The following is a 24,294-nucleotide window of genomic DNA, read 5'->3' on the forward strand; positions in this document are numbered from 1 at the left end:
TATATTTGTATATTGCTCCGTTCGCTGCACATTTGTCCAAACTTAGGGAAAATCGATGAAACTCGCTGTCTATAGTACTAAAAACTATGATAGTAAATATTTATCAAAAGTGAACGAAGACTTTGGCTTTCAGCTGGAGTTTTTTGAATTCCAATTATCGCCGCGCACCGCAAAAACCGCTGAAGGCTGCGATGCTGTGTGCATTTTTGTCAATGACGAAGGTAACCGGGAAGCACTGCAGGTACTGGCCGATCTCGGGGTCAAGATCGTCGCGCTGCGCTGCGCCGGATTCGACAATGTCGATCTGGTGGCGGCAAAAGAGCTGGGTATTCAGGTGGTACGAGTACCCGCCTACTCACCAGAAGCCGTGGCGGAACATGCCATCGGCCTGATGATGTGCCTGAATCGCCGCATCCACCGTGCCTATCAGCGTACCCGCGACGCCAACTTTTCACTCGAAGGCCTGATCGGCTTTAATATGCACAACCGCACCGCCGGCGTGATTGGTACCGGCAAAATCGGCGTGGCGTGTATGCGTATTCTGAAAGGCTTCGGCATGCGTCTGTTGGCCTTTGACCCTTACCCCAGCGCCCAAGCACTGGAGTTGGGTGCCGAATATGTGGACCTTAAAACGCTGTTCGCCGAATCCAATGTGATCACATTACATTGCCCGCTAACGCCGGAAAATCATCACCTGCTGAATAAAGAGGCCTTTGCCCAGATGAAGGACGGCGTGATGATCATCAACACCAGCCGCGGCGGCCTGATCGACTCCCAGGCAGCGATCGAAGCGCTTAAGCAACAGAAAATCGGCGCATTGGGCATGGATGTCTATGAAAATGAGCAGGATCTGTTTTTTGAGGATAACTCCAACGATGTGATTCAGGATGACCTGTTTCGCCGCCTGTCCGCCTGTCATAATGTTTTATTCACCGGCCACCAGGCATTTTTGACCGAAGAAGCCCTGACCAGCATTAGTCAGGTCACGCTGCAAAATTTACTGCAGCTTAGCAAAGGGGAAACTTGCCCTAATGTGTTAAACGCCAGTTGAGAATAACACCGACCCGTGGATAACGCGGGTCGGTGGTGAGTTTAGGTTCCCAGGCGGCTTAGTTTAGCAAAGAGATATTAGGCATAACGCACTGAATCTTTACCTAAGGTGCCAAAAAAACGAGACTTTGCACTAATCAAATGGCCACTCCATGTCATAATAACTGGATATAATTTTTCTTGCTGGCTATTATCATGGTCCTTGTCACTCCCTGAACCTATTTCATGCTGTAGGTTATAGCGCTGTCTTATTTTATCACTGTACGCGTTAAATGTTGGGTTATACGAAGAAAATATCTTATAGGATGGATCGTTCACCTGCCAATGCTCCAGCATCAACCACGCTTTAGCATGCTCTGACAAATCCCAGCTTAATTTTTCCAGCCATTTTACTTTTTTGTTTTCGTCAGTTTCCATGAGTTTAATTAGCTTAGCATACATAGTTTCCATATCTGGCCAACCTGCCAATCGGCATTCATTGAATTCGCACGTTTCAACCGAATGCCGACGCGGAAAACCATTATTATAAAGAGAGTGGAATTCATGCGAGTCAAGACTACTATTAAGATTAGATAGTGAGGATAAATAATAGTTCAACCCTCGACTGGTTATATTATAACGATTACCCACTTTAAGATAATCCCCGGTGACCAACGCTTCTGCTGCGGTGAGATAGATGATTAACTGTTCGGTTCTAAACCGATTTTTTCTTTGCAATCTTGCATAAAAGGTTTTTATTTTTTCTGATAGATGAGTTGCCTTCGCCATGCCAAACACCTCAGAAATAATTAATACTGTATCGGCGATAGGGTGTGCAACATAGGCTTCGGCTAACAACGATTTCAAAAAAAGCTCTTGATTCCCACTTTTTTGGCATTCGTCTTTAATGTGATACGCCACAGCAGTCTTGTCTGCCAAAATTAATGATAGCTGGGTTTTAACATTCATTAAAGGTAAAACACTACCCTTAGGCGCGAACTCACCGTCATGATGTTTCGTTAGGCGGCGGCTCGTGCCAGCCTGGGCAGGGATACTCTGCCACTTATCTGATATATCCCTCTCAGGGCCCACAAACTGGTTCTCTAGCCACTGTCGCAGTCTCTCGTGCTTGGCCGGTTGTGTCAGTGTTTGGGATGACAGGGCACACGCCGAGTCCTGCTCCTGGTGCGGAGCAGGACTCGGCAGCACAGCCGAAAATCGCTCCTGGCGTGGAGCAGGACTGGGCGGCACAGCCGAAAATCGCTCCTGGCGCGGAGCAGGACTCGGCGGCACAGCCGAAAATCGCCTCTGGCGCGGAGCAGGACTGGGCGGCACAGCCGAAAGTCGCGCCTGGCGCGGAGCAGGACTCGACGGCACTGCGGAAAGTCGCTCCTGGCGCGGAGCAGGACTGGGCGGCGGCGCTACGGAAAATCGAACCGGGCTGGGTAACGGAAACATAGGTGGTTTCGCGGGGGTGAATGCGTTTATGTTTTCCGACCGATTTTCTACCGAATAAATACCGCTAAAACTAGCGTTTCCCGCTAACCGCGCCATTACTGATGGTGGTTTGACACCTTGACCAGATGGGTTCGTTGTGGCGGTCATAGAATTGCTATGCATAAATTTCATCCTTAAAAGCATTATTATCTGAAACAATCCGTTGCACTGTCTATTTTAACCATTAAACTCAAACATTTATATGCTGATCCCATATCAGAAAAAATAATTATATAAAAAACAATAAAATACCCTTCAAATTACACCTTTATAAAATATACATCAATATATTGATATATTGATATAACCATCAAAAAAAATAAAATCATCTGAAACAATACGTATTTAATTTAATTAATGATATTTTAGTTTCAACCAATAATGACCTAAACCCAAGATTTTTTGGCCAACTGTATTTTTCATAGGTTCGCCACCCAATTGGCCAGCCTATAATTAGCGACGTAAGAAACTTATAAATCTGGTTATTTATACCAAAAAGTAACACCCCTTTATTAAATGAAGGGTCAATAGTGAAGACCTGTGGGGTTTTTGACAAGATATGCGATGGGGCTACCGGTGAATCAATCGCTTGGCCAACATCACGTCCAAGCGACGCTAATGTGCCATGGCTTGCGCAACCCATCGCTTGAACGTAAGGTGGTCACGCAAATAAACAGCAGTTTACGCAGTGGCACGTTTACCTGCCCTAACGAAAAAAACAACCCGGTTGAACATGGCAATTGGCGATACCGACGCTAAAACCGCTTGCCGTTGGCCAATTGGCACATCGCCACCACACTGCCGTCCAGTTGAGTGCTCAGTGTCATGTTGCCGCCGGCATTCTGACAGTGGGCTGTATTCGCCATCCTGGGTTGTTGCAACGAGGATGCCTGTTGGGCCATTTGTTCAGGCTCTTGATCGTTGGGCGTACTGCTGCAGGCGACTAGCAAAAGCGTTAAAATGGCTATCAGCCACCGTGAAAACGTCATCGTTCTACTCCCGGCGCGTTTAATTTCGGAATATTCTGGAAACGCCAGTGTAGACGCACACAGCATTCACGTCGAGAACCCACGTCAAATTTTTACATATTGGCCGAATACGAGCGTATAGGCCTTATTGCACGGGTTTAATGGCCGATTTGGCTCACACCATCGCACAAAAGCAAAAATCCCCCAAGGTGGCGACTGATATACTGCGCGCATAAGGATAAGCCAATGATTTATTGGCTATCAGTCTTACACCGTTGTCGCAGCACAGAAGGTAAACCATGATCACCACAGACGGTAATAACGCGGTCGTATCGGTAGCCTACCGAATTAATGAAGTTATCGCCATCTACCCTATTACGCCCAGCTCCACGATGGCCGAACAGGCAGATGCCTGGTCTGAGGTCGGTACCACCAATATATGGGGCGATGTTCCGCGGGTTATGGAAATGCAGTCGGAGGGCGGTGCTATCGCCACCGTGCACGGTGCATTGCAGACCGGCGCGTTATCCACAACCTTTACCTCTTCTCAGGGATTGCTGTTGATGATCCCGACGTTGTATAAACTTGCCGGGCAACTGACGCCGTTTGTGTTGCACGTAGCCGCCCGTACCGTAGCCACCCATGCGTTATCGATTTTCGGCGACCACTCCGATGTGATGGCGGTACGCCAAACCGGCTGCGCCATGCTGTGTGCGAGCAATGTGCAAGAAGCGCAGGATTTTGCGTTGATAGCGCAAATCGCCAGTTTGAATAGTCGTCTGCCGTTCATCCATTTCTTTGATGGTTTTCGTACCTCACACGAAATCAATAAAATCGCCCCGCTCTCGGATGATACATTAAAACGCTTACTGCCCCAGGCGGCGATCGATGCCCATCGGTCCAGGGCGTTAAGCCCCGATCATCCGGTGATTCGCGGCACTTCGGCCAATCCCGATACCTATTTCCAGTCACGTGAAGCCACTAATCCCTGGTATAACCACGCCTATGCCCACGTTGAGCAGGCGATGAATGTGTTCGCCGAGGCCACCGGCCGGTTATATCGTCCGTTTGAATATTACGGTCATCCTCAGGCCGAGCGGGTGATCGTGCTGATGGGATCGGCTATTGGCACCTGCGAGGAGGTGATCGATACCCTACTTGCCCGAGGTGAAAAGGTCGGGGTGGTCAAAGTCCGGTTGTACCGCCCTTTTTCATCCCAGCATTTGCTGGCGGTGATCCCGGCCGGAGTACAAGCCGTCGCCGTGCTCGATCGCACCAAAGAACCTGGGGCACTTGCCGAGCCGCTTTACCTGGACGTGATGACGTCGCTAGCGGAAGCTTACAGCCAGGGTTTGCGTGATACGTTGCCGCGCACCATCGGTGGTCGTTATGGTCTATCGTCCAAAGAGTTCGATCCGGCCTGTGTGTTGGCCATTTTTCAAGAACTGACGTTGGCGCAGCCCAGAGCACGTTTTACGGTAGGCATTTATGACGATGTCACCCACCTGTCACTGCCGCTGCCCACCACGCATCTGCCCCGGCTGGCCAAGCTAGAGGCGCTGTTCTACGGCTTAGGTAGCGACGGCTCAGTGTCAGCGACTAAAAACAATATTAAAATCATCGGTAACAGTACCCCGATGTTCGCCCAAGGCTATTTTGTCTACGACTCGAAAAAAGCCGGCGGTCTGACGGTTTCCCATCTGCGTGTCAGTGAAAAACCGATTAATTCCGCCTATTTGATCCGGGAAGCCGATTTTATCGGTTGCCATCAGTCGCAGTTCATCGACAAATATCAAATGGTGGAACGACTGCGCGACGGCGGTATTTTTCTGCTCAATACACCCTATAGCGTCGATGAGATTTGGCCGCGACTGCCCCAAGAAGTTCAGGCGTTGCTCAACGCGCGCCAGGCGCATTTTTATATCATTAACGCGGCGCAAATTGCCCGTGAATGCCAGTTGGGTGCGCGCATCAATACGGTCATGCAAATGGCGTTCTTCCAACTGACCGCTATTTTGCCACCGGACGCCGCACTGGCGGCACTGCAGTCGGCTATCGCCCGTAGCTATAGCAGCAAAGGTCAGGAGTTAGTGGAGCGTAACTGGCAAGCGCTGGCCGCCACGCGTGAAGCCTTACACGCCGTGCCACTGCGTCCGGTGGATAACCACAGCCCAGTGCGCCCGCCGGTGGTTTCCGATGCCGCACCAGATTTTGTGAAGACCGTCACCGCCGCCATGCTGGCCGGTTTGGGCGATGCCCTACCGGTTTCGGCCCTGCCGCCGGACGGCACTTGGCCCGTGGGCACCACCCAATGGGAAAAACGCAACATTGCCGAACAGATCCCGTTATGGCAACCGGAGTTATGTACCCAATGTAATCACTGCGTTGCGGCCTGTCCCCATGCAGCCATTCGCGCCAAAGTGGTCGCGCCGGAAGCCTTGGACGCAGCACCGGCCGGGTTGGCCTCACTGGACGTTAAATCCCGCGATATGCGTGGGCGTAAATATGTGTTGCAAGTCGCACCAGAAGATTGCACCGGCTGTAATCTCTGCGTAGAAGTCTGCCCGGCCAAAGATCGGCAAAACCCGGACATCAAAGCCATCAATATGGCCTCGCGTCTGGAGCATGTGGAAGCAGAAAAAGTCCATTATCAATACTTCCTCGATCTACCGGAAATGGCGGTATCCGATCTAGAGCGTATTGATATTCGCACGTCGCAGTTAATCACGCCGTTATTTGAATACTCTGGCGCCTGCTCCGGTTGCGGCGAAACCCCGTATATCAAACTGTTGACGCAACTGTATGGTGATCGGCTGCTGATTGCCAACGCCACCGGCTGTTCATCGATTTATGGCGGCAACCTGCCCTCAACGCCTTATACCACCAACGCCGAGGGACGCGGTCCGGCCTGGGCCAACTCCCTGTTTGAGGATAACGCAGAATTCGGCCTCGGTTTTCGCCTAACCGTGGATCACCACCGTCGACGTGTCACCCGCCTGCTGAACCACTATGCAGCCCTGCTGCCTGAGTCCCTGGTGGCCGGGTTGCGCGCGGAGTCAGTCACGGTGGAGGAGCGCCGCCGGCAAATCGCCGAACTGCGCGCCGAGCTAAACGATAAGCTGCTTGCGCCGGATGCTCAGGATGGCCTCAGGCAGTTGTCAAAGGATGCCGATTATCTGGTGGATAAGTCCATTTGGTTGATCGGTGGTGACGGCTGGGCCTACGATATCGGTTTCGGCGGGCTTGATCATGTTTTGAGCTTAACAGAGAATGTCAATATTCTGGTGCTCGACACCCAATGCTATTCCAATACCGGCGGCCAGCAGTCTAAAGCCACCCCGCTGGGTGCAGTGACCAAATTTGGTGAACAGGGCAAACGCAAGGCACGCAAGGATCTCGGCGTCAGCATGATGATGTACGGTCATGTGTATGTGGCGCAGATTTCCCTGGGCGCGCAGCTCAATCAAACGGTCAAGGCGATTCAAGAGGCAGAGGCGTATCCCGGGCCGTCGCTGATTATCGCCTACAGCCCCTGCGAGGAACATGGCTATGACCTGGCGTTAAGTCACGATCAGATGCGCCAGCTCACGGCCACCGGTTTTTGGCCGCTTTATCGTTTCGACCCACGGCGCAGCGATGAAGGCAAATTACCGTTATCCCTGGATTCACGACCACCCAGCAGCGATCTCAGCGCCACCTTGCTTAACGAGCAGCGCTTTCGACGGCTGAATAACCAGCAGCCGGATGTCGCCAAGGCGCTTTATCAGGCAGCGGAGAACGATCTTAAAATAAAATACGATTTTCTGGCCCGCATGGCCGGTAAAGGGGATGATACGGAGCCGGGCACGCGCTAATCAAACCTGGCAAGCCGTGGGTAATCTTTGCCGACGGCTAACCGGTGTCGACGTTTGGCTTGTCGAGCAAGAACGGTTTTAGGTATCCTCCACCTGCTACATGTACCTCTGTTGATGAGTAATGTAGGTGATCGACATAAGTGAGCAGTTTAAGTGAGCAGTTTAAGTGAGCAATATAGGTGAGCGATGGATCAGGTCAATAATCATAGCGTTATACAAGCGACCTATACTCATCGGGTGTACCACGAGTATGTTCTCTCCTGGGTCGCATATATCCGGCCATGGGCATTGTTTATGGCCCAAGCCGCCATTGGCCTTATCGTGTCACAATCCGCCCAAGGGGCGAATTTTATCCTGGCCGGCTACGGCATTCTTTTTTTTGCCATCATCAAGGCCTTTTATGATGTTGCCTTGCGGCGGCGTTTTCGATTTTATTATGATCGCGACGGCGTATGGGTATCGCGCGGGATATTGCCGTGGCGGCGTGGAATTGAAGGCATGCCCTGGAGCGATATAAATGAGTTGTCCTGTGAAGCCGGTTTTATCAGTTGGCTGTCCAAGTCCTACACTGTGCGCCTCGGGCATCGCGTCGACCCCGATCTGGATATCATCCTGATCCATATTAAACGAGGAAACCTGGCGGTTATCGCGATCAATGAGCAATTGGCGCAAGTGTCTAACCCGTAACGGCGGCGCACAACACCCATATGCGCCCCGGCGGTGACCCAAAAGGCATTATCGCGTACAATCCTTGCCATAGCCCTTCTATAGCCTAAATAATCCGAACTGCAGGCAAACCAACGCACCTGCAACCTGATGCATGGCGGGTATAACACCGATCGATTGCGTCGCGGTAAGCTCGCGGCGCGCCAGAATAAATCAAAGGTATTCGACAACGTGGTTAATCAAAAAGAGCAGTACAACCTGAATAAATTGCATAAGCGCCTACGCCGTAACGTAGGCCAGGCTATCGCCGATTTCAATATGATTGAAGAAGGCGATCGGATTATGGTGTGCCTGTCCGGCGGCAAGGACAGTTATACCATGCTGGAAATTCTGCGTAATCTGCAGCATAGCGCGCCGATACATTTCTCTTTGGTGGCGGTAAATCTTGACCAAAAACAACCCGGTTTTCCAGCGGACATCCTGCCGGCTTACCTGAAGGCTGCCGGTGTTGAATTCAAGATTGTCGAAGAGAATACCTATGGCATCGTAAAAGATAAAATTCCCGAGGGAAAAACCACCTGCTCGTTGTGCTCGCGATTACGGCGCGGCATTTTATACCGCACCGCTACCGAGTTGGGAGCAACCAAGATAGCCCTGGGGCATCATCGTGATGACATGTTGCAAACCTTGTTCCTGAATATGTTTTATGGTGGCAAACTTAAAGCCATGCCCCCAAAATTAATGAGCGATGATGGCAAACAGATCGTCATTCGTCCGCTGGCCTATTGCCGGGAAAAAGACATAACGCGCTTTGCCGTCGCCCGTGAATTTCCGATTATCCCCTGCAATCTGTGCGGCTCCCAGCCTAACCTACAGCGTCAGGTGATAGGCAACATGCTCAATGACTGGGATCGGCAGTATCCAGGTCGGATCGAAACCATGTTCCGCGCCATGCAAAATGTCGTGCCCTCCCATTTGGCCGACGGCAACATATTTGACTTCAAGGGGCTGAGCATTGGCGATGACATCATCGATGGGGGTGACCTCGCCTTTGACCCGGTTCCGATAACCGGTCCCGCAGCGACGTGGTTAGACGAACACGATCAACGGGAGCAGCCGCCGGAGAACCTGCGACTGCCGGTAGTTGAGCTGAAATAACCGATTTACATTCTAAACGGCGGTGGATCCTCAATGGGTTTTGGATCCGGGTTATAGGGCGGGTCCAACGGCGGATCCGGGATGGGTGACGGGATCGGCGGTGGGTCGGTAGGGATGGGTTCGCTGGGCAGCGGCGCAGCGGAGATGCTCAAACGATAACCATGAGTTGTGTCATCCCCAACCAGGGTTGTTGTGCTGTGCATTGTATCCACCTCGCAAAAAGTAGGCAAAAAAAGGGTAACCATTACGCCATGGCGTATGGTTATCCGCTTGCTTTAAGCATAGTGCGTTATGTTGTTCTGGACAAACCTTGACCGGGTCAACGGGGTGATCCCGCAAAAAAAGGACAAAAAAAATGCCAAGTCAGAGACTTGGCACTATATGAATTAATTATGCTATGCAATAATTCAAAATTAGAAGTAAGACAATATGGAGCGCAACGCCCATCGCTTGACGTTGCATTCACCTGCGATATCTATACTGCCTTATATTAATAATGCTCATATTGATATTGCTCAATATTATGAGGCTTTTTACAGCCATTTTCGCCGTTTTAACCATAGGGCCACCCCGGCCACCACCAGCACCAGCGACACGCAAAAGATACTAAAACCGAAACGCATATTATTACCCGGGATCCCGCCGAGATTAACGCCAAACAACCCGGTTAAAAAGGTTGATGGCAAGAAGATCATCGCCATCAAGGACATAGCATAACCCCGGCGATTGATGGATTCGGCAGTGATCCAGTTAATTTCATCGGCCACCACCGCAGTCCGGGCGATGCCCCCATCAATATCATCGATGCCCCGCCCCAGACGATCGGCGATATCTTGCATCCGCCGCCGGTCATCGTCCCCCATCCAGGGCAAGTGCTCACTGGCCAGGCGGGCAAACACATCGCGCTGCGGCGCCATATAACGGCGAAGTACAATGAGTTGTTTTCGTAACAGGGACAGTTCTCCCCGCGGGGGAATGCGCTGCTCCAATAAATCATTTTCCTGAGCGGTGACCCGGTCGTGCATATCTTCAATAAATTCGCCGGTATGATCGGTGAGCGTATCGCACATATCCACCAGCCAGGATCCGCTGTCTACCGGCCCCTGCTGTTTTTGCAACTCGTCACGCATCTCCTCCACTGCCTGGATAGGTTGGCTGCGGGTGGTGACGATCAGTTTTTCGGTGATATAAATCCGCAAAACGATCAGCTCTTCGGGATACTCTTCCGTATTAAAATTAATGCTGCGCAATATAATCAGCGCGCCTTCCGGGATACGGTTAACCCGTGGTCGAGTGCTATTGCCTGCCAGAGATTCTCGTACGGCATCGGGGATCAGCGATGAAGAGCTTAACCACTCACTGCTGGCCCGATGGGCGATATCCAGATGAAGCCAGCAAGGATGGGCACAATGAGCGATATCCGCCCCTTCAATGGACGTGATACCCCCCTCGCCGTCCAACTGACCGGCATACGCCACCCCGTCGATACTTAACGCGTCGCTATCGATCCCGTCCAACGTGTAACCCTTACCAAAGATAATGACGCTTAAGTTTATCCCGGATGAGAAGGAAATACTCCGATAATGGTGTAATAAGTGCCGAACGTAAATATGTTGACAGTACAGGCGGTATAGATGACCGTAACAACCAGTAGGGTTGAACTAAGCATACAAAAAAGTGAAGGGAAATACCGCCGTGACGCCGTTACCGCCAAATGTAGCGTGATTTACTTACAACGTTACTGTCATGCCCACTCTCGGGTTTTATGGGTGTTTATTGTTCGTTAAATTTAAAAATCAATCTGGTATAAGCGACCTTTTTTGCCAGATTTATTGATTTATTAAGCTCATTAGCGTATGATAAGCGTTGATTAAATCAACTTTTTGTTGGTCGGTCGAAATAAATTTTTTCTATCTCTCCTCTTTGAACTTGGTGACAGGTCATGCCACATAAACTGCTTAATACCGCAAAGGTTAACGAGGTTTTTGCTCATCTGAGTGAAAGCACGGACAACCGCACGCTGTACTTAACGCTAGCATGGGGTACTGATATAGCAGCAGAAATCAAGGGACTGTCACTGACTCCTGGGTATCGTATCGTCCGTGTGGATAATCGAGTGCCAGAAAAGATAGAACAGCAGCATTTCGAGATAGCATTGGTCAATGATGTAGTTGAAGAAGTTGTCTATTATAATCGCGTTCTTATTCAGCCTGATTGTTTTCTCAATTGCAAGCCTGTGACTCAGGTTCTGGTGTGGCGTAATCAGAAAAGAGAGCATCGAGCGGTACTTCATGAATTGGCTGGAACAATTTTTTTAGACTATCTTCTTGAAAAATACGATATTATTGTATCAGACATGAACCAGACACACGATGGTATGTCATTCTGGCAGGCTCGCATATACGATGCTGTTGCTTATGGTTTAAAAGTTTATGCTTACGACATCATTAGCTGTGAGTTGCGTACGATAACCACCGAGGATGACATAGGCCGACAGGAACAATGGCTTTGGGGAGATCCTGAGCATTACCAAAACCGGCTGGCGATCATCTCAAAAATTGGATTACCTGTTGTCAACAAAGCCTCGTGAGAGGTTTTTTCTTTTACCGTTTTCAAACACCCCCAACGCACCTGCAGCTTGAAGTATGACGGGTATACATCGTTTGACTATACGCAACATCTTCCGGATGGGTAATCGGGTAACCCTTACCCCAGGTTTAATCAGCCGGCCGTTGGTGTATTGATAAATCAGCGCAATTAACCACACTCATTGTATATTTTCTTGATGTGCCAAAAATTGGAATTGCAAGCATTGTGATTGTATTAAATATATTTACCCGTTAAATTTACCGGAATATCAACTCAAGCCTATTACACCAAAATAGGATGGGGCATGTTTTTTAATAAAAATCATGCTGATGTCGTACGGCTACCTTAGCAACATCAACGCGAATGACAATATTTTTTTATTTAAAAAGATCACGGTGATCGCTTTTTAATAAAAAGTATCTTCGCTCATGGAGGTCACAATGAAATACGTTCTCCGTACTAGAGTAACTTGGCTGATAGTGATTTTTTTGACTTTTTTTAGTTATGCATCCTGGGGTATAAATCTATCACCCAACACTAATGGCGGCAGGGGGCAACTGCCATCAGGTTTTCAACAAATAACGTTTACTGTTTCGAACGGTAATTGGACTAGAGACATATTTTTTCCTGTCAATCCAAATCAAAATGATCGGGTAACCATAGTGTCTCATGCCCAATTTATGTCCCAGCTTTTTAATATGATCCCAAGGGGGAATGGTTCGTTAAACATTAATAATGGCAATCAATTTTCTTTCATATATCAGGCAAATTTAAGAATATGGCAACCTTTGGCCAGCCCGCAGGTGACTATTATTTCCCCTAATACCGTTGGTGCAACCATACCTAATTTAACCACCCCCTTAACCGTATATCAATTGTCAGACGGCAACTGGGCCGGGCAGATAATGTTACCAGTCCAAAGTCGCCCAGATGCCCAGATAATGATTATTTCCACTGCAACCTGGGCATCCAACATCATGCCGAATAATTTGATGTTTAACAGCAGCACAGCCATCGCCAACAATGACGCTTATCTGCTGATATTTAACAATCTTCTAAGGCGTTGGCTTGTCTCTACCCCGGCGCAACGGGAGTTAAATGCCAGCCCGGCTGTTGCACAGATACCCGTACCGGTGGTACCGCTCACCATTGTTGATTTTTCCAACCAACACCGGATCCCGATCATTCGACTGCCCAATAACGCCAATAATCGCGATAAAATTGTTATCCGCTCCACGGCTAGCCTGACATCTGAAATTAGCCACGATGGCGTTAGCCAAAATGGGCCCATGCGTTTATCCGCGGGCAACGAATACCACTTTATGTTTATCAGCACCAATCCACAGGGGCAAAGATGGCAGTTGATTGATCATCCCGTCAACGTGATTCAGGCACGTACGCTGACGAGTCAAATCCTGCCGCCTTTAACCACCCCCGTAACCCGGGTAGAGTTTGCTAACGCCAACTGGGTCCCGGAGATATCGCTACCGCCTGGCCAAGCCGTCGGCAGTCGGGTTGTGATCAATCAAGCCGCAACTCTCAATGTGAGAATACTTTTTTCCGGGCAAAACCTCACTGTTCCCCATGACGATCTGGTCTCGTTTAGGGTTGGCGCGAACGGCCAGTGGCAGCGTGAGACGATTACTATCGATCTGCTCATGATCTATGCCGATCTTGCGCGGCAAAGAGTCGGCACGCAGGCCGTGCGTGCGCATAATATTGAGGGTCTAGGATTAACCAACGATGCATTGGAAAACACGGGCGCAAATTACCGTGTGCGTCTGGTCGGTTTACGAGAATTGACCCAACCGGCAAATTGGACCACAGAACGGGTATTTTTGCCGCTGATATTAACTCATCCCACAGTACAGCGTTGGCGTAATGAACTGCGGGCGGATGCGGTGAACTATGTTAATCGTGGCGGAGAATTTTGCGGTCTGGCTTTTGTGAATGTGACGCCTAATGCAAATTTTATGGTAGCAACCGACAGTATCACTTGTGGAAACATAGTTCAAAGGCATGAGTGGGGTCATAATATGGGTATCTTTCATGGAAACAGTACCCCAACCCCACTTTGGGCTCGAGGGGACGAGAATACCCGAACAATTATGGCAGGTAATAGTATTTCTTTCTTTTCAACGCCACAGAGATTTTTATTTAGTAATGGCTTGGCCATGGGGGCAGTTAATTCTGTTGATGCGCTAAGAATGATGAATCTCAATTCCCCGGCCGTCGCCGCATTCCGTTAGAGGAGAATTAAAATGAACCTCCATATCGCAAGAGTGATGCTATTTCTGGCCCTGCTTCCAGGCGGCTTTGTTATGGCGAAAACGGTAAGCACACCAATATCAGAACCCACGACTCAGCATCAACCCGCCACTCATTTGGCGTCGCTTTACACGTATTTGCCTAATCCTCAACATCATCAGGATAAAATTCCCATTGCCCTGAATACCAGCATGGTACGACAGTTAACGTCCGGTGATAAATTCCGCCTTACCCTTGCGGCCAACGGCGCACCTTATATTGTTACTGTGGAGGCAACTTCACCTTATAATGATATAAAACGCTTTACCGGAGATATTGCCTCACAGTATTTACAACATATAGGACAACTGAGCATGACGCTTTCCGCCGATGGTCGGTTTATCACCGGCAACCTGTTTATTAATTCAACTAATTATCAATTTCAGAGCCAGAACGGCCAAGGATGGATAAGCAGAATCGATGCACAAGAACGGCCCGAGAAGCAATGTATCCCCAATACCCATCCGCCAATGTGTCCTTAATGCTTATCGCGCCGCATTAACGCCGGCAACTCAATAGGGGCCGGTATCAATGCTCACGCGACGAGACGACATATCACCCCCAGCCCCCACTACGTTTAGTGGGGGCTGGGGGCAGTCTATGCGATCCAACCCGTCATACCGATTAAATGCTTGATGAATGGGGCGATCCCGGTAATTTGTGGCTCAGTGACCGCAACACTGACATGTTGGTTTACCCAGGCGATAGCCTTATTAGATTCAAGCAGAGTCACCTGTGTGCACTTTTTCGCTGACAGGCGCATGCCCTGGTATACCGGCTTGACGTCAACCATCATCAAGTACCGACATAGGCCCACTTGCCTTTTCCATCCTTGTACATCACCAATGTGAATTCTCAATCAGAGGCCCGCGCTGCGGCGTACATCTTGCATCAGGTTGAAGGGTAAAACCAAGGGCCAGCTAGTCCGGTCCTCTATCTAAATCCCAATGAATCCTTGCACTTTCCGTCCATCATTACTCAACCTGTAGTTGAATAGTTCTTCGGGTTGCTCTAGTATTGACGATAGGGTAAACCATGCTTTCATTGAATAGTGGCATGTCGACTTGGTATTTATTCCATTGTTGGCACCAGAAATTGGATTACCTTTTATTGTCCGACACACAACGGAGGACATTATGCGATCTCACCTAGCGATAATTCAGATGCCATATAACATCCCAGAAGCCGATTTCGATAGAAAGCTCAGTGTGATAAAGAAGAACATAGAACACACCGGTGCCTTCGTTGAGAAAGGCGTTGTGGACTTTGTCTTGCCTGTTTATACAGTGCCTTATGGTTATCGTTTGGTCAAATCAATACCGGACGATCATTATCGTCTTATCACTGATAGCCCGGTTCCAGAAACTGTCTATGCCGTTAGGCTCGTTTTCCGAGACGACATCATAGCCACGCGTCGTACCTGTACACAGATTATGGTGTGGAGAACTATCCATGCTCAGCATGAGCATGCTGTATATGGTCTGCCCCAGATTTTTTTCCAGCACTTTCTGGAGAATTACTCGATCGTTGTGTCAGATGAACAGCAGACCCGCGAAGGCCGCAGATTTTGGGAAAAAATGATATCATGGGCGATATCAACGCCAGGATATCAAGTCTATGTGTCTGATGGAACGCAGCAGGATCGCCCGCTTACCTTCATGACCAGTTGGGATGATTTCTATAGCACTTGGGCAAATTTTTGCTGGGGTGATGATAAGGATTGCCATACCCACCGACTTCTCGTCATCAGTAAAGATATACTGCATTGATAAAACCCGCAGCGCGGTTTTTGGCGTGGCGGGATGAGCATAAAATTATCATCATTTACTCCATCTGTTTACCGTTTTAGAACACATTTTTCCCGTTCGCTAAAACCCTACTAATAATTGATCCTCTTGTTTTCTCTAAAAGCCTTTCAGCAGACTTATATTTATCTACATACCGAGAATTGAGACGGCAGCAAAGGAATGTATTGCTCTGTTTTTTTGCACCCTTTGCTCATACTTGAATAGTTATGATGTGACATAGACACTAACATACTGTTTTATCAGCATGTTAGTGTAGTATATGAAGCGTTATGAAACGCAATGAAGGTGCTGAATAGACTCAATGCCGCAAAATATACATCGTTTGACTATACGCGACATCTTCCGGATTGGTAATAGGGTAACCCTTTACCCAAGGTTTAATCAGCCGGCCATTGGTGTATTGATAAATCGGTGCGATGGGCGCCTGATCAGCAATAATCGCCTCGGCTTTATTATAATCCGCGCTCAGTAACTGAGGGTTGGTTTCAAGGCTGGCCTGCTCAAGCAGCCTGTCGTATTGCGGGTCATTAAATTTCGCAATATTGCCACTATGGGTTGAAGTGAGCAGGGAAAGAAAGGTTGAAGGTTCGTTATAATCGCCCACCCAGGAAGCGCGTACCACGTCGAAATTACCACTATTGCGGCTGTCGATATAGGTCTTCCACTCCTGATTTGTTAGCTTCACGTTAACGCCCAGTTTTTTCTTCCACATGGATGCCACGGCAATGGCTATTTTTTCATGTACCTCGGAGGTGTTATATAACAAGCTTAGATTCAAAGGTTTATCAGGGCCGTAACCGGCTGCTTTCATTAATATTTTGGCCTGGTTATCCAATTCTTCCTGCGTATGCTGCTGGAGGGTGCTTTTGGCCGGTTGAAAACCAGCCGTCACGTCCGGCGTCAGATGCCAGGCGGGTTTTTCTCCAGTGCCAACCACTTTTTCGGCAATGATCTTTCGGTCAATGGCATAAGATAACGCTTTGCGCACCCGGACATCGTTCATCGGCGCACGCTGAGTGTTAAACGCGTAATAATAGGTCCCCAGTTGATCGGGGGTATAAACCTGACCGGGAATATCCGTCAACAGCTTTTGGTACATATTCTTCGGAAAAGATTCCGTGATATCAATATCGTTGGCCAGGTAGCGATTGAGCGACGCAGACTCTTTATTAATAGGAATAAAGGTGACCTGGGTCAGCACCGTGTGCTGATGGTCCCAATAGTGCACATTGGGGGTTAACACGATTTTTTCATTAACCACCCGTTGCTGCAGGCTAAATGCGCCGTTACCCACCAAATGGCCCACCGAGGTCCAGTCATTGCCGTATTTTTCCACCGTGGCGCGGTGGACCGGAAACAGGCTGAAGTTAGCGGTAAGGCTGACAAAATAGGGTACCGGTTTGCTAAGTTGCACCTTTAGCGTGTAATCATCGGGCGCACTGACGCCCAATTGATCAGACGGCAATTTGCCGGCGATGATCTCCCCCGCATGTTCCAATCCGGCCAAATCGGCAAACCAGGCAAAGGGCGAAAGGTTTTTCGGATCGGCAAGCCTGCGCCAGCTGTAGACAAAGTCATGTGCCGTGACAGGGTCACCATTCGACCAACGTGCATCGCGGCGTAAATGAAAGATAAAGGTACGGTTATCATGAGTTTGCCAATCGGTGGCCACCCCTGGCATGATTTTTCCTTTAGCATCTTCGTTAACCAGTCCCTCAAACAGATCGCGCACCACCTGAGCCTCGGGCAGACCCACGACTTTGATAGGGTCAAGGGACGCCGGCTCGTCTTTTATCTGCCGCACGATGTGCTGCTGTTTAGCCAGTTGTGTGCCAGCGGGAACCGTGGCAGCCCAAAGATTGCCGCAAAGGGCCATGATTAACGAGACACAAAACCGGTATTTGAACGGCTGAAGGTTGAATTGCAACATAGCGCGTTATCCTTGCTTCGATCATCAGTGCCGATGGCCACTTGGCAGTTACCCGGCGAAAACTGCCACCGAGGGTAAAATCACCGGACGTTTTAGGGTAAAGTAGTTTGCAAATGTAACCTATTATTTTCGGTCAGGAAACAGCATGACGACATTTCAAGCGCGATCGCGCCGAGGCGCGTTATCTTCGTTGGGCAGTGTATATGGCAAATCGGTGCTTGGCGCCCCCCTGCTCTATTTCCCTGCAGAGAGGGTCAGCTCCGACAGCGGGCTGGTGATCGCCGGCACCCACGGTGACGAAACCGCAAGCGTCGTGGCGCTGTCTTGCGCCTTGCGTACGCTGGCATCCGGCGTCAGGCGTCATCATGTGATTTTGGCAGTGAATCCCGACGGATGCCAATTGGGCCTTAGAGCCAACGCCAACGGCGTCGATGTGAATCGCAATTTTCCCGCGGCTAATTGGCAAGCGGGAGAAACGGTATACCGCTGGACCAGTGAGACAACACAACGGGATGTGCTGTTATCCACCGGTGCTTATGCCGGTTCTGAACCGGAAACCAGCGCGCTTTGCCAACTCATCACACAGCTCAATCCACCGTGGGTAGTGTCTTTTCATGAGCCGCTGGCCTGCGTTGAACAAGCCACGAGAGAACCGCTGGCCGTTTGGCTGGCCGCGCGGTTAGCCTTACCATTGGTCGATAGCGTCGGTTACGCCACCCCGGGCTCGTTCGGCAGTTGGTGTGAAGATCGTCGCTTACCCTGTATTACCGTCGAGTTACCGGCTATTTCCGCCGATGCTGCCACCAGCCATTATCTCGATGCGCTGGTCGACCTGCTTGACTACCCACCAACCTTGTCACAGGGTGATTGAGCCACAGCGATACTTAAGATGAGGAGCCGCATCCATCGACAACCAGGTCGGTCCGTCAAGATCAATAAATCGGGCAAAAGACACCAGCGGTAACGCAGCGGCGATGCCGCGCGAGGTGCATAACATGCACCCCAGCATAACGGCGAAGCCCTGATCGCTGGCCTGCTGCGCCAATAATAACGCTTCGGTCAGGCCACCGGTTTTATCCAGCTTGATATTGACCATTTCATAATTATCTTTTAACGCCGGTAGCTGCTGGCGGGTATGGCAACTCTCATCGGCACAAATTGGCAGTGGGTGGATAAAGTGCTGCAGCACGGAGTCTTGTTCCGCCGGCAGCGGTTGTTCCAACATCACCACACCGAGGTCCGCCAGCAACTGACAGCGGGCCGCCAAGCCTTCGGGCTGCCAGGATTCGTTGGCATCGACTATCAGCGTCGCGTCTGGCACTGCGGTATGGATGGCGACCATGCGTTCGGTGATCAAGCTGTCATCGAGCTTTATTTTCAATAACCGAGCCCCGGCTTGCCAATATTCCAAGGCCGCTTGCGCCATCAGTTCCGGTTCGTTAATGCTTAACGTCTGGGCCATGTCGATGCGCGCCGGTAACGTCACACCGACCAGCTCAGCCAAGGTTTTGTTATTGAGCTGTCGTTCAAGGTCCCATAACGCGCAGTCTACCGCATTGCGGGCAGCCCCGGCCGGCAACAGTTGTTGTAATATCTCCCGTGAGACGTCATGCTCCATGGCGTGCGTCACGCTAGCAAGCTGCACAATGACCGATTGTTCACTTTCGCCGTAACGCGCGTAGGGTGTACATTCACCCACCCCGGTTATACCATCCTGCTCAATCTCCACCACTACCACCCTGGCCTCGGTACGACTGCCCCGAGAAATCACAAAAGGCGTATGCAACGGCCAGGACTCCGGATAGAAATGCATCATTCTCATCATTAACCCTCAAATTATTTTTAATAAAATCAAAAAGTTGCATCCACATCCAGTGGTAATGAAAAATAGCATCCCCTGGGCAAGATCACTATCATTGTATTGTGGCAAATTCCAGACTGACCCAGTTATCAGTCTGGAACAAGGGCTTAGATATGACGCAGACAGTACATTTTCTGGCTAATTCCGCGGTGAGTATGGCGGACAGCAACTGTAATCGGGCGTAACGGGCACTACATTTTTCACTGATAGACAATGACTTACCGGATAATCCGCTCATGGCCAAAGACATATCGGATATAACGTTAGCCAACCATACCGATAAACGCAAGGGACTGAACATATTTCCCCAGCGCGACACCTGCAGCGGTAGGGTGGTTTATGCGACGCGACGAGGGACGTATCCCACCGGTCGCTGCAGGCGAAAATTTACTCTTCGCCCTCCTCCTCGCCCGTTTTCTTTGCACTCAGACCGTATTCACGCAGCTTATTGGCAATAGCAGTATGGGATACTGCCAGCCGTTTGGCCAACTTGCGGGTACTGGGATAAGAGCGATAAAGGTGGGTCAGCACCGAGCGTTCAAACCGTTTGCTGATATCATCGAGTGACCCGTCTAGCACCTCTTCGGTGATCGGCGCCACCAGCGGTTGAGCCACTTGAGGTAGGTCGATATCACTTACTGTCAGTTCGGCTGATTCTAACTGGGCCATCGCCCGGTAAAGCACATTTTTTAATTGTCTGACATTGCCCGGCCAGGCGTACTGAGTCAGCATGACCGACAGTTCCGGCGACATGGCAGGGCGAGTCATGCCTTGATCGTCGCAAAATTGCGCAATAAACAGCGTTGCCAGCGGCATAATATCGTCTGGACGATCGCGCAACGCAGGCAGATTAAGCGTCAGCACATTCAGGCGGTAATAGAGGTCTTCGCGAAAGTGGCCCTCATGCACCAATTCCAGCAAATTTTTTTGAGTAGCACAGTAAACTCGCACGTCGACATGCATTTCGCGATCTTCGCCAACCCGGCGAAAGGTCCCGTCGTTAAGAAAGCGCAACAGTTTGGTTTGCATATTGGGCGACATCTCGCCGATTTCATCAAGCAATACCGACCCACCCTGTGCCTGCTCAAAAAACCCTTTTTTGCCTTCCAACGCATTGGGATAGGCCCCCGCCGCATGACCAAACAATTCGCTCTCGGCCACATCATCGGGCAAGGCGGCGCAGTTGAGCGCCAAGAAGGGGTGTGTACCGCGCGCGCTGCGCATATGACAGGCGTGGGCCAATAAATCCTTTCCGGTCCCCGTCTCTCCGCTTATCAATAACGGCGCGTCTAGCATGGCGAGTTTGCGTGCCTGTTCGCGCACCTGGCGCATTTTTTGACTCACGGCAATCACATGACCCAATTCACGATCGTCGATCGGCCCGTGTTGTTGCAGTTGTCGTCCCATACGCACGGCGGATTTCAATAGGATCACGCCCCCAGCGATGGCGAGTTGGTCAGTTTCACTGGTGAGATGAATCGGAATGATTTCCAACAGGAAATCCTGCCCCATAATCACTACCGGTCGACTGTCGGGCAACGGCTGCTCACTTTCCAGCCAACGCGTAAAGTTAAAACCGTCGATGAGCGGACCAATAGGCAGATGATGCATCTGGTCATAACCTTGCGCGAACAACGCCATGGCGGCGGGATTGGCCAATTCCACTCGACCTTTCAAATCGATGGAAAGCACCGGTTCAGGCATGGCTGTCAAAATAGCGTCCAGTGCCCGATGTTCGCGTTCCGATGGCATAAACTCGACAGTACGGACATCAGTAACGCCGCTGATGCGGCGAATATCGGCCATCATTGCCCGAAACGGTTCAAATGCCAGTGGCGGAAAATTCAGGTAGATCCGGCCCTGCGGATCGATCTCAATACCGCGCAGATCCAGATTGCGTGCGACCAATAAATCAAGCAGTTCCCGGGCTAACCCCAGGCGGTCTTCACAAAAGACTTCCAATCGCATGTAGCGCCTCTTAGCGGAGCAGTGGTAGTGAAGAAAAATTCTTTGACCATAATACGTGCTGGCGCACCCGGGATGAAGTCATCTGTCACAAAAAGTTGACAGTATGGAAAGACGGTCGCGTGGTGAACGCCGCGTTGCCGGGAAAAGTTCGGTGTCCAGGCGGGCAACCCGCCGGCTTAAGCAGGCGGTTTAGGATCCATCATCGCGCGCAGCTGTGCGAAAATTTCGCGCCGGTAGTCTCCCAGGCGGGGTTTGTCACCGTCGATCCAGGGCAGCGGGCGGCACAGTTCCATGGCTTTGATCCCCAGACGCGCGGTCAGCAGTCCTGCCCCCATGCCTTGCGCCACACGAGCAGAAAGCCGGGCGGTCAGATCTTGCGACATCCAGTCCATGCCCACCTCGGTGACCCATTCACTGACGCCGGCAAAAGCAATATTGAGCAACACCAGCCGAAATAGCCGAATACGGCTAAAATAGCCCACTTCCAGCCCATAAAGGCTGGCAATATGATTAATCAGCCGCAGGTTGCGCCAGGCAATAAACCCCATATCGACAATAGCCAATGGGCTCACGGCAATCATCAACGCCGATTCGGCGGCGGAGCGGCTGATCGCATTACGTACCCGAACATCAACCAGCGGTTGCACTATTTTGGCGTACAGCGTCACCACTTCACGATCGCTTTGGGTTTCCTGTAACATCGCTTGCCAGCGCTGCAAGGCGGGATGATCCTGGTTTATTCCGGCTTGTTCCGCCAGACGCAGACAAAATGCCCGCCCCTGGCCCGGTGCGTGGCTTTGTAGTAGCTCACCCGCCCGCTCACGCTCGTCGGCACGCTGTCGTAGCCGGTATAACCGGCGCCATTCGGTGACCAGCGACCCGGCACCTGCCATGACGAACAGCGTGCCGGCGGCAAGGGTCCCCAGTGATAGCCAATCCTGCTGTTGCCACGCGTGCACCGACCAGACTATGCCTTGAGCCGCCGCGCTAAACACCAACAACCCTGCGCCAGCCATCACCATGCCCCGCCACACACTGCGCCTTGGCCGCAGGGTTTGAGTCAACAGTTGTTCGGGCCGCCCCGGCTCATCGAGCTCAGGCTGGGCCTGAAACTGCGCGTTTTTTTGCATATCAAAGTTTTGCGCAGAGCGCAGCGGTGCGGCCTCCGGCGTCGGCGCGGGTAAATCCTGGGAGGTAAAATCAATACGCGGTTTGACAGGATCGTTCATCGTAGTTTGTCTCCCAATAAAAACTCCATCACCGCGTCCAAACGGATATGCGGCAGCGGCCCGTCCGGGTCCATGCTGCGCGGCCGAAAGCTCTCAAACTGGAAACCCTGTCCTTGCCAAAACGCCGCGTCAGGTAACCTGGCCGGCACATCGCCCGGATAAAACGTCAGCAATTGGTCATCATTCAGTCGATGCCCTTGCAATGCCGGGATTTGCTGCCCCTCGTGATTAACCAGGCCGCTTTCGGTCGCGCGTACCGAAGCCAGTCCGACGCAATCCATGGAAATACCTTCAAACGCCGCGTCCTGCCAGGCGTCGCGAACCAGTTGTTGCAGTAATGACACCAAATTCGCCTGCTGATCGGTGCTCACGTGATCGGCTTTACTGGCGGCAAACATCAGTTTGTCGATACAGGGAGAAAACAGACGGCGGTAAAGGCTGCGTTTACCGTAATGAAAGCTTCTCATCAATTGGGTCATGGCCAGGCGCATATCGTTAAAGGCATGTGGGCCATGGTTCAAGGGTTGTAGGCAGTCCACCAGCACAATTTGCCGGTCAAAACCGGTGAAATGCTGTTTATAAAACCCTTTCACCACGTGTTGGCAGTAGTATTGATAACGGCTACGCAGTACGCCAAGCGTCGAACTTTTGCTGGCCGATGCCAGCCGCGCGTCGACGTCGGCCGTGGCCGGCCAGGGAAAAAATTGCAGCGCCGGTGCGCCGTCCATATCACCCGGCAGCACAAACCTCCCCGGCTGAATAAAATGCAGCCCTTCAGCTTTACAGCGCAAAAGGTAATCGGTATAGGCGCGGGAAATGTCCGCCAATACCCGCTCGTCAGCCGGCGCCAGAGGATCAAGCGCAGCACATTTGGCCAGCCAAGGCGCAGCCCACTGTGCCCTGTCACCTTGGAGTAGGCCGTTCATCTGCCGCGACCAGGACACATAGTCCTGTTCCAGCATCGGTAAATCCAGCAGCCACTCGCCGGGGTAGTCGACAATCTCCAAGTAGAGTGTGCCGGTATCTTTGATATGGCGCCACAGGGCGTCACGGGTTCGATAACGCAATGCCAGCCTCATCTCGCTGACACCACGCGTCGGTGTCGGCCAGGCTGGGGGGGTGGCGTATAGCTGCGCGAGGCCTTCATCATAAGCGAAACGCGCGATCCCCAGATGACGTTGCGCAACCCGTTTGGTCCCGAGTAACCGTCCATCGCGCACCGCGGAAAACATCGGTAATCGCGCGCCATGGTTAACCATCAGCAGTTGATTAACCATGGAAGTAATAAATGCAGTTTTACCACTGCGGCTTAATCCGGTGACCGCCAGGCGCAAATGCCGGTCTAGGCCGCGGTTGACCAGCGCGCCGAGATCGCTTTGCAGTCGGTTCATGGACATCATGTCTCCCGATAAAAAGAAGTCTATTATGTC

Annotated in this window: 20 protein-coding genes and 1 pseudogene; 10 read left to right on the forward strand and 11 right to left on the reverse strand. The window is 50.9% G+C overall.

All coding sequences use genetic code 11. The features are described from left to right. Positions 1 to 55: 55 nt before the first annotated feature. Entirely contained in the window at positions 56 to 1,051 is a 996-nt protein-coding gene (locus SJI19_RS02180) for a 2-hydroxyacid dehydrogenase (protein ID WP_323476631.1), read from the forward strand. A gap of 77 nt (positions 1,052 to 1,128) precedes the next feature. Here SJI19_RS02180 and SJI19_RS02185 read toward each other — a convergent pair whose 3' ends face one another. Next, positions 1,129 to 2,121: a hypothetical protein gene (locus tag SJI19_RS02185; protein WP_323476632.1), complete on the reverse strand. Its 993-nt coding sequence runs from the start codon at positions 2,119 to 2,121 to the stop codon at positions 1,129 to 1,131. A 53-nt stretch (positions 2,122 to 2,174) separates the two neighbouring features. Between SJI19_RS02185 and SJI19_RS02190 the strand changes: the two genes are divergently transcribed. Beyond that, positions 2,175 to 2,489: a hypothetical protein gene (locus tag SJI19_RS02190; RefSeq protein ID WP_323476633.1), complete on the forward strand. Its 315-nt coding sequence runs from the start codon at positions 2,175 to 2,177 to the stop codon at positions 2,487 to 2,489. Positions 2,490 to 3,281: 792 nt separating this feature from the next. Here the strand turns inward: SJI19_RS02190 and SJI19_RS02195 are convergent. Beyond that, positions 3,282 to 3,515, reverse strand: a complete 234-nt coding sequence (locus SJI19_RS02195; protein ID WP_323476634.1) for a DUF333 domain-containing protein — start codon at positions 3,513 to 3,515, stop codon at positions 3,282 to 3,284. 278 nt (positions 3,516 to 3,793) lie between these two features. Between SJI19_RS02195 and nifJ the strand changes: the two genes are divergently transcribed. The 3 genes from nifJ to ttcA all read left to right on the forward strand — a co-directional run bounded on the left by nifJ (position 3,794) and on the right by ttcA (position 9,172). Further along, entirely contained in the window at positions 3,794 to 7,348 is a 3,555-nt protein-coding gene (nifJ, locus tag SJI19_RS02200; protein ID WP_323476635.1) for a pyruvate:ferredoxin (flavodoxin) oxidoreductase, read from the forward strand. Positions 7,349 to 7,534: 186 nt separating this feature from the next. After that, the gene (locus tag SJI19_RS02205) at positions 7,535 to 8,035 is read left to right on the forward strand and encodes a hypothetical protein (RefSeq protein ID WP_323476636.1); all 501 of its coding nucleotides are present in this window, start codon (positions 7,535 to 7,537) and stop codon (positions 8,033 to 8,035) included. A 210-nt stretch (positions 8,036 to 8,245) separates the two neighbouring features. Next, the gene (ttcA, locus tag SJI19_RS02210) at positions 8,246 to 9,172 is read left to right on the forward strand and encodes a tRNA 2-thiocytidine(32) synthetase TtcA (RefSeq protein ID WP_323476637.1); all 927 of its coding nucleotides are present in this window, start codon (positions 8,246 to 8,248) and stop codon (positions 9,170 to 9,172) included. 5 nt (positions 9,173 to 9,177) lie between these two features. Here ttcA and SJI19_RS02215 read toward each other — a convergent pair whose 3' ends face one another. Beyond that, positions 9,178 to 9,375 carry a hypothetical protein gene (locus SJI19_RS02215; protein ID WP_323476638.1) on the reverse strand — a complete coding sequence of 66 codons (198 nt, stop codon included), beginning with the start codon at positions 9,373 to 9,375 and terminating at the stop codon, positions 9,178 to 9,180. Between the two features lie 330 nt (positions 9,376 to 9,705). Further along, complete coding sequence (gene zntB, locus SJI19_RS02220; protein ID WP_323476639.1) at positions 9,706 to 10,689, reverse strand: zinc transporter ZntB; 984 nt, start codon at positions 10,687 to 10,689, stop codon at positions 9,706 to 9,708. A gap of 425 nt (positions 10,690 to 11,114) precedes the next feature. Here zntB and SJI19_RS02225 point away from each other — a divergent pair, with 425 nt between their 5' ends. After that, the gene (locus SJI19_RS02225; protein ID WP_323476640.1) at positions 11,115 to 11,762 is read left to right on the forward strand and encodes a hypothetical protein; all 648 of its coding nucleotides are present in this window, start codon (positions 11,115 to 11,117) and stop codon (positions 11,760 to 11,762) included. A 22-nt stretch (positions 11,763 to 11,784) separates the two neighbouring features. Here SJI19_RS02225 and SJI19_RS02230 read toward each other — a convergent pair. Further along, positions 11,785 to 11,930 (reverse strand): annotated as a pseudogene (locus SJI19_RS02230) (hypothetical protein); the annotation flags it as partial. Positions 11,931 to 12,201: 271 nt separating this feature from the next. Between SJI19_RS02230 and SJI19_RS02235 the strand changes: the two are divergent. From SJI19_RS02235 to SJI19_RS02245, 3 genes are all read left to right on the forward strand, one after another. Continuing rightward, entirely contained in the window at positions 12,202 to 14,010 is a 1,809-nt protein-coding gene (locus SJI19_RS02235) for a hypothetical protein (protein ID WP_323476641.1), read from the forward strand. Positions 14,011 to 14,022: 12 nt separating this feature from the next. Then, entirely contained in the window at positions 14,023 to 14,550 is a 528-nt protein-coding gene (locus SJI19_RS02240; protein WP_323476642.1) for a hypothetical protein, read from the forward strand. Between the two features lie 654 nt (positions 14,551 to 15,204). After that, the gene (locus tag SJI19_RS02245; RefSeq protein ID WP_323476643.1) at positions 15,205 to 15,837 is read left to right on the forward strand and encodes a hypothetical protein; all 633 of its coding nucleotides are present in this window, start codon (positions 15,205 to 15,207) and stop codon (positions 15,835 to 15,837) included. 337 nt (positions 15,838 to 16,174) lie between these two features. On the opposite strand, the gene SJI19_RS02250 is transcribed toward SJI19_RS02245, so the two are convergent. After that, complete coding sequence (locus SJI19_RS02250; protein ID WP_323476820.1) at positions 16,175 to 17,752, reverse strand: peptide ABC transporter substrate-binding protein; 1,578 nt, start codon at positions 17,750 to 17,752, stop codon at positions 16,175 to 16,177. Between the two features lie 199 nt (positions 17,753 to 17,951). Here SJI19_RS02250 and mpaA point away from each other — a divergent pair, with 199 nt between their 5' ends. Next, entirely contained in the window at positions 17,952 to 18,677 is a 726-nt protein-coding gene (gene mpaA / locus SJI19_RS02255; RefSeq protein WP_323476644.1) for a murein tripeptide amidase MpaA, read from the forward strand. On the opposite strand, the gene ycjG is transcribed toward mpaA, so the two are convergent. The 5 genes from ycjG to SJI19_RS02280 all read right to left on the reverse strand — a co-directional run bounded on the left by ycjG (position 18,663) and on the right by SJI19_RS02280 (position 24,255). Beyond that, positions 18,663 to 19,628 carry an L-Ala-D/L-Glu epimerase gene (gene ycjG, locus SJI19_RS02260; RefSeq protein WP_323476821.1) on the reverse strand — a complete coding sequence of 322 codons (966 nt, stop codon included), beginning with the start codon at positions 19,626 to 19,628 and terminating at the stop codon, positions 18,663 to 18,665. The two genes, mpaA and ycjG, sit on opposite strands and share 15 nt — an antisense overlap. A gap of 91 nt (positions 19,629 to 19,719) precedes the next feature. Next, positions 19,720 to 19,968, reverse strand: a complete 249-nt coding sequence (locus SJI19_RS02265) for a hypothetical protein (protein ID WP_323476645.1) — start codon at positions 19,966 to 19,968, stop codon at positions 19,720 to 19,722. Positions 19,969 to 20,054: 86 nt separating this feature from the next. Continuing rightward, positions 20,055 to 21,635, reverse strand: a complete 1,581-nt coding sequence (gene tyrR, locus SJI19_RS02270; RefSeq protein ID WP_323476646.1) for a transcriptional regulator TyrR — start codon at positions 21,633 to 21,635, stop codon at positions 20,055 to 20,057. A gap of 176 nt (positions 21,636 to 21,811) precedes the next feature. Beyond that, a complete protein-coding gene (locus SJI19_RS02275) occupies positions 21,812 to 22,864 on the reverse strand; it encodes a TIGR01620 family protein (RefSeq protein WP_323476647.1) in 1,053 nt (350 codons plus the stop codon). Continuing rightward, on the reverse strand, positions 22,861 to 24,255 hold the full coding sequence (locus SJI19_RS02280; protein ID WP_323476648.1) for a YcjX family protein: 1,395 nt from the start codon (positions 24,253 to 24,255) through the stop codon (positions 22,861 to 22,863). Before SJI19_RS02280 ends, SJI19_RS02275 begins: the two co-directional genes overlap by 4 nt. Positions 24,256 to 24,294: the final 39 nt, after the last annotated feature.

It is taken from the genome of Acerihabitans sp. TG2 (assembly GCF_035013185.1).
GTDB lineage: Bacteria > Pseudomonadota > Gammaproteobacteria > Enterobacterales > Enterobacteriaceae > Acerihabitans.